Source organism: Psychrobacter sp. CCUG 69069 (assembly GCF_021023115.1).
Classification (GTDB): Bacteria; Pseudomonadota; Gammaproteobacteria; order Pseudomonadales; family Moraxellaceae; genus Psychrobacter; species Psychrobacter namhaensis.
The window spans coordinates 45,706-53,678 of sequence record NZ_QQAI01000016.1; the positions used below are offsets into that span (position 1 = coordinate 45,706).

Here is a 7,973-nt window from a genome sequence, read left to right on the forward strand (position 1 = left end):
ACTCAGCACTTAGGCTGAGTCTTTTTATGATAAGAGTAAAGTTGGGTTAGAAAACGCTTATGCCAAATCACGTACCTTTGGTTCACGCTCCCATAAACGCTGTTTGGCATTATCAATAAAGCTATCGAGTTCAGCCAGTGGCGTAACAAAGGCATCTTTTTTGACCGGTAGTTTACTTAAAATAAACTCATCTGTCGCACCGCAATAGGCAATCGCTTTACAGTGTACATAAGCATCATTAAACCAATCTAACGTAGCACTGTCTTTGGCCATTTTTTTGGCTTGATCCGGCATAATAATACTCACGACTGCATCAAAAAACACTGACGGTCCGCCTGATACCCGCTCATCTGCTTGGATACGCGTACCATCATCTAACGCTACTTCTTTGTTAGGTGCAACAATCTTGACTCGTGCGCCCTCTTTCATAGCAGCTTCTTCAAACTTCTTAATTTCGCTATGTTTTGAGCCTTCTGCGACCAAGATACCAATCATGCGACCTTGTAAGGTTTTAGGTGTTCTTCCAATCGTTTGCAACGGTTCTGATAGCGCTAAATCTTGTACTGGTGCCGCAGCATTAGCAGGTTCTGGTAGCTCCATACCCAGCGCCTTAGCCACGCGAGAAGCCAACTCTTCATCGATCTGACGCAAGTGTCCAAGCATACGTGTACGTACATGTGGTGTATCTACTTTACTGAGCTCAAAGGTATAAGCGGTGGCGATATGGGCTTGCTCTGCTGGCGTTTGACTACGATAGAACATGCGCGGTTGACTATAGTGATCGGCAAAGCTCTCTGCTCTTACGCGACCTTTAACACCATCATCCAGTTGTTCATCAAACGATTTAAAGCCTTTCTCTTCACTTTCACGGGGTCTTTCTGGATCTAGACTCTGTGGATCATATAAAGCACGCGTCTTTGGCACTCGCATTTGCATATGACCGTCTTTTTGGTTGTTGGCAAACGGACACTTCGGCGCATTGATTGGAATCTGCGCAAAGTTTGGTGAACCCAAACGTGATAACTGCGTATCTAAATAACTAAACAGACGACCTTGTAATAGAGGATCGTTACTGAAATCGATACCTGGTGGTACGTGCGATGGACAGAACGCTACTTGTTCAGTTTCTGCAAAGAAATTATCAGGATAACGGTTCAGTACCAGCTTACCGATAATCTTCACTGGTACGGTCTCTTCTGGAATCAGCTTGGTTGCATCTAAGTGGTCAAATGGGAACTTATCGGCTTCTTCTTCAGTGAAGAGCTGAACGCCCAATTGCCATTCTGGGTAATCACCCGCTTCAATCGCTTCAAATAAATCTCGGCGATTATAATCAGGGTCAGCGCCAGAAATTTTAACCGCTTCATCCCAAATGAGTGATTGCACGCCTGCTACTGGCTTCCAATGGAAACGTACAAACGTACTTTTACCTTCTTTGTTGATCAAACGGAAACTATGAATACTAAAACCTTCCATCATACTAAAACTACGTGGTAACGCACGGTCGCTCATCAGCCAAATAACGTTGTGCATGGTTTCAGGGGTTAAAGAGACAAAATCCCAAAATGTGTCATGGGCAGAGGCGGCTTGTGGAAATCCGCGATCTGGCTCTGGTTTTACTGCATGAATGAGATCTGGAAATTTAATAGCGTCTTGAATAAAGAAAATAGGCATGTTGTTAGCCACTAAATCCCAGTTGCCTTCGTCCGTATAGAACTTAGTGGAAAAACCACGCACATCGCGCGGTGTATCTTTTGAGCCTTTATTACCAGCTACCGTTGAGAAACGGGTAAAGACCGGAGTTTGCTTACCAGTTTCAGTTAGGATATTGGCCGTTGTGTACTCTGCCAGTGATTCGGTCAGCTCAAAATAGCCATGAGCCGCACTACCTCTAGCATGAACGACACGTTCAGGGATACGCTCATGGTCAAAATGGGTAATTTTTTCACGTAAGGCAAAATCTTCTAACAGCGTTGGACCACGGTCTCCGGCTTTTAGAGAATTTTGATTGTCAGAGATAGGCACACCTTGCTGCGTGGTTAACACTTGAGTGTCACCTTCAGCACGCTGGTGAGGTTCACCTCCATTCCCACGCTCCGTATTCATATTTTTAGCGGGGTCGTTATGATCAAGATTCTTTTTCATAAAATATCCTTACTAATGAGTAAAATAGTCTTTTTGAGACCATCAAAAATGTGCTCACACAGATTTAGTATCCTTTGAGATAGTTGTGACTTCACATGTCTTTTATTATCTGTGCTTCCAGCGTTACCAATTATTAAAACAAAAAGAAATAATAGGCCTGCGACTTATACTAACCAAAATTTCAGTTTTTTATATAGTGAACCTTGTTGATTTTTGGTTAAACTTTGCACACATTCATGGATTAAGCGAACGTTACGTTTTTTAATGACGTATAACTTTTAACAATCGCATCTTGTAATGTAGTTATTCTTTACGGTATGATTTTATGAGCAATTAGGCCGTGTTCTCCATTTAATCGATAATCTTCTAAATGATTCATAGTGAGGACACGTGCTAATCATCGTTGATAAATAAAATGGACATAGTTTTTAGCCATATATTTATCTTTTTTATAAAACCATAAGGCTACCGACTATGTTATCAACACCGCGTTTTCTCTCTAAAAGTGCTTACTCCTCTTTGATCATCAGTGCTGCAGTGAGCATGATGGCATTGACCGTCAGCCAAACGGCTGCTGCCATTACAACCAAAAATGTTACCTATACTGTGGATGACCAAGCATACGAAGGCTATTACGCCAAAGCGGATAAGCCCAACGCCCCTTTTATTTTACTGATTCATGATTGGGATGGACTCACAGACTATGAACGCAAACGCGCTGAGATGCTAGCGACTGAAGGCTACAACGTCCTAGCGGCAGACATGTTTGGACAAGGAATCCGCCCCACTTCTGTTGAGGAAAATAAACGCCTAACCGGCGCATTATATGACGATCGCAGCAAAATGCGGCGCTTGCTAGAGGGAGCGTTGAATGCAGGACGACTACAAGGTAATGATGTGCGTAAAGGCGTTACCATGGGATACTGTTTTGGGGGTACCGTTGCGTTAGAGCTAGCACGTTCAGGGTTCCCGCAAAAAGCCTTTGTCCCTTTCCACGGTGCCTTTGATATTCCAACGGGTCAAAGTTATGATCAGACTACTGGAGAGATTTTGGTGTTCCATGGCTCTGCTGATGACTCTGTATCCTTAGAGAGCTTTGCGACTTTAGGCAAGACGTTAGAGGCGGCCAAGGTGCCTCATGAGATGATCACCTATAGCGGTGCGCCCCACGCCTTTACTGTGTTTGGTAGCGACAGATACGGCGCTCGGGCGGATAAGCGCTCATGGAACCGTTATTTAGATTTTTTAGCGAATGAGTACCCTAACAAATAAGAGACTTCTTGACTCTATCTAAGGTAAATAGTGATGTTTACGAAGCACAGGTACTGTAGCAGTTCTATGTAAGCTATGGTGCCGGTGCTTTTTATCAATAAAAAGTAGGTACGATGAGAGACTTAATACAGCTGAGTTTTAATACTAGGTAGCTACCTTTTCAAATACCAACAGTTGATTGTTAGCAGGCATAGCATGAGTTGCGACTAGCGTTAGATAGTGACTGTCAGCCAATGCTATAACCGCTTCTTTGTCACGAATAGCGCTACCAGCGTTTCGTTGCTGTAGCAATTGATCAAACTGAGCATTGCTATCACTGGTATAGCGTCCCTTTTCGTTAAATGGGCCATATACTATCAACTTTCCATATATGGGCAATGTGTCACCCGCTAGCGCAAATAACCGCTCAACCAATGGCCAAGTAATAATATGTAGGGTATTGGCCGTAAAAATAGCGTCATAAGGCAACGGCTGGGTAACGCTAACAGGCAAATCGCTTTTTGCCAGATCAAGCGACAACGGCAGAGACAAATTAGTCGATGGATAGGCATTGTGCCAAGCTCGGATAGTCGTGTGATTGCTGTCCAAATCACTGGTTTGCCACTGCAAATGTGGCAGATGCGGTGCAAAGTACACACTGTGTTGCCCGGTTCCTGATCCCACCTCCAAGACGTGCGCAGACGATGCCAGTACGGTTTTTAATACCGCTAAGATGGCCTCTTTATTATTCTCACAAGCTTGAGAAAATGGCAGTGTCTCCCGCGGCTCTACATCTGTATTACCCAAATTGAATCTTTGCACTGATCCCACCCATAAATAAAGACAACGTTGGCAGTATTAGACAACGCATAACATTAATGCTAGTAAATCCCAGCCTCTACTCCTGCGGCTAGTGTCATGGCCAGCTCTTCGACTTGCTCGGCAAATACCTCTTGCCACTCCCCTTGTAAAATCAGCGCCTCTTGAATCCACTCCCAACGCAGCCCAGTCGTAATTGTTTTCATCGCAAGTTTGGTACCTGTACCATCTTGGCCTGCGCGAATGTACAAGGCAAATGGCATGCCTTGTTTCTCTTCTAATACGGGATAGTAACAGCGATCAAAGAAGTCCTTGGTCAGCCCTGCCATATACGCAAGATTCTCAGTCGTGCCTAATAATAGTGCATCGGCTGCGATTACGTCTTCGGGCTGTGTATCCTGCGGTGATTTTAGAATGACATTGATATCTATATCAGGATGATTGGCCCCATCGTAAGCTGCTTGTGCCAACTTCTCGGTATTGGGCGACGGTGCGTGAGCGACAATAAGTAAGGTTTTGGTAGCCATATCAATCACCATTATAGAGGTTACTAGTTTCTGGAATTAGTAGTTCTTAAAGTTAGTAGCTCTTAGAATTAACAGTCACCTTCTGCATAATATCAGGATGGATGCTTTTCGCAACCGGACAAGTCAGCGCCGTGTTATAAAATATTTTTTGCGTCTTATCATCTAATTCTTGATTAAAAGTAATAGTAACATGTATCTCACTAACACGTCTCGGTTCAGCGGCCATGACTTTGGTCACCTCGCTCGTAGTACCTGCGATATCGATACCCATCTCCCGCGCTTTGATACCGATGATCGTTAGCATACAACTGGCTAAGCTAGTCGCCAATAAATCAGTCGGTGAAAACGCTTCGCCTTTACCTTGATTATCCGTTGGCGCATCGGTGACGATTTCATTGTTTGATTGCAGATGAATGGCGGTGGTACGTAGATCGCCTTGGTAAGTTACTTTTGAGGTTGTCATATTTTCTCCTTTGATATTTATTATTTTTGGATTGTCAGTTTTTTTAAAATACTGTAGGTAAAACACTGATCTATATTAAGTAATTTTGGGTTTTTGGTTAAAATATAATGTTATGCGCTTCCAGCTTTCTGAATAATATTTTATGTTTAGCAATGCATTAAAATAAAAAACTTAAGTTCATTAAAATCATATTGAAATTTTAGCTATAAACCTCCATATGAATTATTCAAATTGAACTATAGTCAGTTTAAAATAAAACTGTTATGCTTTGGACAAATATCATAAAACAATTTGGATAAATCATTCTCCATCCAGCCTTGGCGTAGAAACTTCACCTGAGCCCATTTTTTCTCACTCGAGCATAGCTCTCGTCTTGCACTCGGGCAAAGCAGTGCTTTGCTTTATCCTCGCTCAGGGTTTAAGTCTGGGCTGTACGGTGGCAACCATAAAATACGATGACCATGCCTGTTCAGTAGCTTTTGAATACGCTTATTCTTATGAAATCGAGCGTTGTCCATGACAATCACGCATTTGGTTTTAAGACTTGGGATCAGGGTTTGTTTGCACCAGTCGTAGAATATGCTGCTGTTAATGTTGTACTTAAAGTAATCCAGTGCAAACAGCATCTTGTTATACAGAGCGCCGATAACGTTGGTTCGCTTTTTACCTTGCCAGTTATAGCGATCAATACAGGGTTTACCAATAGGCGCGTAACCATGAGAGCGGATGGTCTCATGCTCAAAGCCGCTTTCATCCATATAGACAATGGGATAGCCTTGCTGTTTAAAGTTATCAAGCTTACTCTGATACGCCGCTCTTTTTATCAGACAGGCTTTTGGATGTTCTAAGGTCTTTTTTTTGACTGATACCAAGACGCTTTAGGGCATGATAAATGCCTGTTTTGCTACAGTTTAGACGACGTGCTCGCTCATACTGGTAATCATCGGGATGCTCTTTGACATCATTAAGTAGCACGTCATCTGGTATTTTATAGGGCTTGGTTTGCCTGGTTGTTTTGCTATGAACACGCCGCTTCCAGTTCTGTATAGTGGTTGGGCTCAGATTATAGAACTCAGCCGCCTCGGCAAAGGTCATACCCTCGTCTAAGCTTTTTAGTACTTGCATTCGAAAATCTAGGGAGTAAGTCATGGTCTTTATGATAACAATTAGGTTTGATAATTAGTTTATAACACTTTTAAGTGGGATTGACTATATATTAGGAAACTAACAATGTTAAATAAAATAGCTACAACTCAATACAATGACTGGGTCGGTGGAGCTGCATTTGATGATGCAGATATTAGAACACTTTCAGATTATGTGAAAGATGCTGGATACATTCAATCTAATGAAGTTATATTCAGCTTTGAAGCAACATATAGCAATACAGCTAGAAATTTTACGGTAAATATTAGCTATACAGATATGAGCTATGATGAGTTTAAAAATTCTGGCACTACTTTGTCTAATGCAAGTTTAGAGTTGACACTGGAAGAGTTTTTCGTCTTATTCAAGCGTGCTAACTTTGCAGTAGCAAAAAAGGGTTTGTAAACACAAGAATACTCTTTAGTTTTAAAAACTCATACTATCTAAGAACTCAACCATTAAAATAGTAACTGGTTAGTTATATAACGTTTGCGACTAGGACATAAAGTAAGAAATGTCCTTTTTTGCATTTTTTATCGTTCTTTTCCTACATTATAGATTGTCTCAGCCATAATTTGGGTAGTGGTTTGTTTATCATCACTAGTTCTATATCTCGTATTGGGTTTATAGTCACCATTTTTATACATTTTCCATTCAGCCATCAGTAGCTTCTCTTCAAAATGATTTAAATTAAGATTAAGCCACATTGAGAGCTGTTGAAAATTATGAGCAATTTTTTCACCTTTTTGTTCTTTTAAAAAAGATTCTAACTGTATAGGATATTTACGTTCTTCTGCCGCCATAATAGCTGTTCGCGCTGTCATTAATAATTGCTGACCAGTGAATTGCATTGAGAAATCCATAATTTCGTGACGAAGACCGTATTCAATTCTCAATCTCTTAGAGTGTGACCAATACCTATCTTCTAAAAGTAAGAGTCGTTTATAATATGTCTTTAAAATTTCAGTTTCAATTAGTCCCTTGGTATCAATTTTCAATTCATCAAAGGTTTTAAGTTTTACATTAGTATTATTAGCTGCCTCAAAGCGCCACTCTGAAATCCTGCTACAGATATAATAAACCCGCGGTCTGCACCTATATCATCTACAATTGATCTTAGTGTCAATACTTGAGCCTTAGTTACTTTGCTTTTCCAATATTTTGCTTCAACAATCCAAGTGATATTTTCACCCAAAAATCTAGTTTTGACAAATATATCTATAGTCAGTTTAAAATAAAACTGTTATGCTTTGGACAAATATCATAAAACAATTTGGATAAATCATTCTCCATCCAGCCTTGGCGTAGAAACTTCACCTGAGCCCATTTTTTCTCACTCGAGCACAGCTCTCGTCTTGCACTCGGGCAAAGCAGTGCTTTGCTTTATCCTCGCTCAGGGTTTAAGTCTGGGCTGTACGGTGGCAACCATAAAATACGATGACCATGCCTGTTCAGTAGCTTTTGAATACGCTTATTCTTATGAAATCGAGCATTATCCATGACAATCACGCATTTTGTTTTAAGACTTGGGACCAGTGTTTGTTTGCACCAATCGTAGAATATGCAGCTGTTAATGTTGTACTTAAAGTAATCCAGTGCAAACAGCATCTTGTTATACAGAG

The 7,973-nt window shown here is 41.2% G+C and carries 11 protein-coding genes; 2 read left to right on the top strand and 9 right to left on the bottom strand.

Translation table 11 applies throughout. The annotated features are described in order from the left end of the window. Positions 1-57: 57 nt before the first annotated feature. On the bottom strand, positions 58-2,145 hold the full coding sequence (locus DVY93_RS10260; protein WP_230710638.1) for a catalase: 2,088 nt from the start codon (positions 2,143-2,145) through the stop codon (positions 58-60). Between the two features lie 474 nt (positions 2,146-2,619). On the opposite strand from DVY93_RS10260, the gene DVY93_RS10265 reads away from it, so the two are divergent. Continuing rightward, positions 2,620-3,417, top strand: a complete 798-nt coding sequence (locus DVY93_RS10265; protein WP_230710640.1) for a dienelactone hydrolase family protein — start codon at positions 2,620-2,622, stop codon at positions 3,415-3,417. Positions 3,418-3,561: 144 nt separating this feature from the next. Here the strand turns inward: DVY93_RS10265 and DVY93_RS10270 are convergent, their stop codons facing one another. The 5 genes from DVY93_RS10270 to DVY93_RS10290 form a co-directional block, all read right to left on the bottom strand. After that, positions 3,562-4,218: a DUF938 domain-containing protein gene (locus DVY93_RS10270; RefSeq protein WP_230710642.1), complete on the bottom strand. Its 657-nt coding sequence runs from the start codon at positions 4,216-4,218 to the stop codon at positions 3,562-3,564. Positions 4,219-4,277: 59 nt separating this feature from the next. Further along, positions 4,278-4,742 (bottom strand): flavodoxin family protein, encoded by a 465-nt coding sequence (locus DVY93_RS10275; RefSeq protein WP_230710643.1) that lies wholly within the window; start codon positions 4,740-4,742, stop codon positions 4,278-4,280. Between the two features lie 52 nt (positions 4,743-4,794). Further along, positions 4,795-5,205 (bottom strand): OsmC family protein, encoded by a 411-nt coding sequence (locus DVY93_RS10280; protein WP_230710644.1) that lies wholly within the window; start codon positions 5,203-5,205, stop codon positions 4,795-4,797. A 401-nt stretch (positions 5,206-5,606) separates the two neighbouring features. Beyond that, complete coding sequence (locus DVY93_RS10285; RefSeq protein ID WP_230710645.1) at positions 5,607-5,963, bottom strand: transposase; 357 nt, start codon at positions 5,961-5,963, stop codon at positions 5,607-5,609. A gap of 40 nt (positions 5,964-6,003) precedes the next feature. Further along, positions 6,004-6,354, bottom strand: coding sequence for an IS630 transposase-related protein (locus DVY93_RS10290; protein ID WP_230710646.1), 351 nt, complete (start codon positions 6,352-6,354; stop codon positions 6,004-6,006). 81 nt (positions 6,355-6,435) lie between these two features. Between DVY93_RS10290 and DVY93_RS10295 the strand changes: the two genes are divergently transcribed. Beyond that, positions 6,436-6,756 carry a hypothetical protein gene (locus DVY93_RS10295; RefSeq protein WP_045451621.1) on the top strand — a complete coding sequence of 107 codons (321 nt, stop codon included), beginning with the start codon at positions 6,436-6,438 and terminating at the stop codon, positions 6,754-6,756. A gap of 128 nt (positions 6,757-6,884) precedes the next feature. On the opposite strand, the gene DVY93_RS10300 is transcribed toward DVY93_RS10295, so the two are convergent. The 3 genes from DVY93_RS10300 to DVY93_RS10305 all read right to left on the bottom strand — a co-directional run. Then, complete coding sequence (locus DVY93_RS10300) at positions 6,885-7,202, bottom strand: hypothetical protein (RefSeq protein WP_230710647.1); 318 nt, start codon at positions 7,200-7,202, stop codon at positions 6,885-6,887. A 167-nt stretch (positions 7,203-7,369) separates the two neighbouring features. Beyond that, on the bottom strand, positions 7,370-7,579 hold the full coding sequence (locus tag DVY93_RS12535; RefSeq protein WP_442966519.1) for a restriction endonuclease: 210 nt from the start codon (positions 7,577-7,579) through the stop codon (positions 7,370-7,372). 155 nt (positions 7,580-7,734) lie between these two features. After that, positions 7,735-7,973 (bottom strand): transposase (locus DVY93_RS10305; protein ID WP_230710649.1); only part of this gene is annotated, 239 nt, incomplete at its 5' end.

Coding starts and splice junctions, on each gene's coding strand:
- DVY93_RS10285 (WP_230710645.1), bottom strand. CDS start 5,963: ATGGATGAAAGCGGCTTTGAGCATGAGACCATCCGCTCTCATGGTTAC.
- DVY93_RS10260 (WP_230710638.1), bottom strand. CDS start 2,145: ATGAAAAAGAATCTTGATCATAACGACCCCGCTAAAAATATGAATACG.
- DVY93_RS10275 (WP_230710643.1), bottom strand. CDS start 4,742: ATGGCTACCAAAACCTTACTTATTGTCGCTCACGCACCGTCGCCCAAT.
- DVY93_RS10290 (WP_230710646.1), bottom strand. CDS start 6,354: ATGACTTACTCCCTAGATTTTCGAATGCAAGTACTAAAAAGCTTAGAC.
- DVY93_RS10280 (WP_230710644.1), bottom strand. CDS start 5,205: ATGACAACCTCAAAAGTAACTTACCAAGGCGATCTACGTACCACCGCC.
- DVY93_RS10265 (WP_230710640.1), top strand. CDS start 2,620: ATGTTATCAACACCGCGTTTTCTCTCTAAAAGTGCTTACTCCTCTTTG.
- DVY93_RS10300 (WP_230710647.1), bottom strand. CDS start 7,202: ATGCAATTCACTGGTCAGCAATTATTAATGACAGCGCGAACAGCTATT.
- DVY93_RS10295 (WP_045451621.1), top strand. CDS start 6,436: ATGTTAAATAAAATAGCTACAACTCAATACAATGACTGGGTCGGTGGA.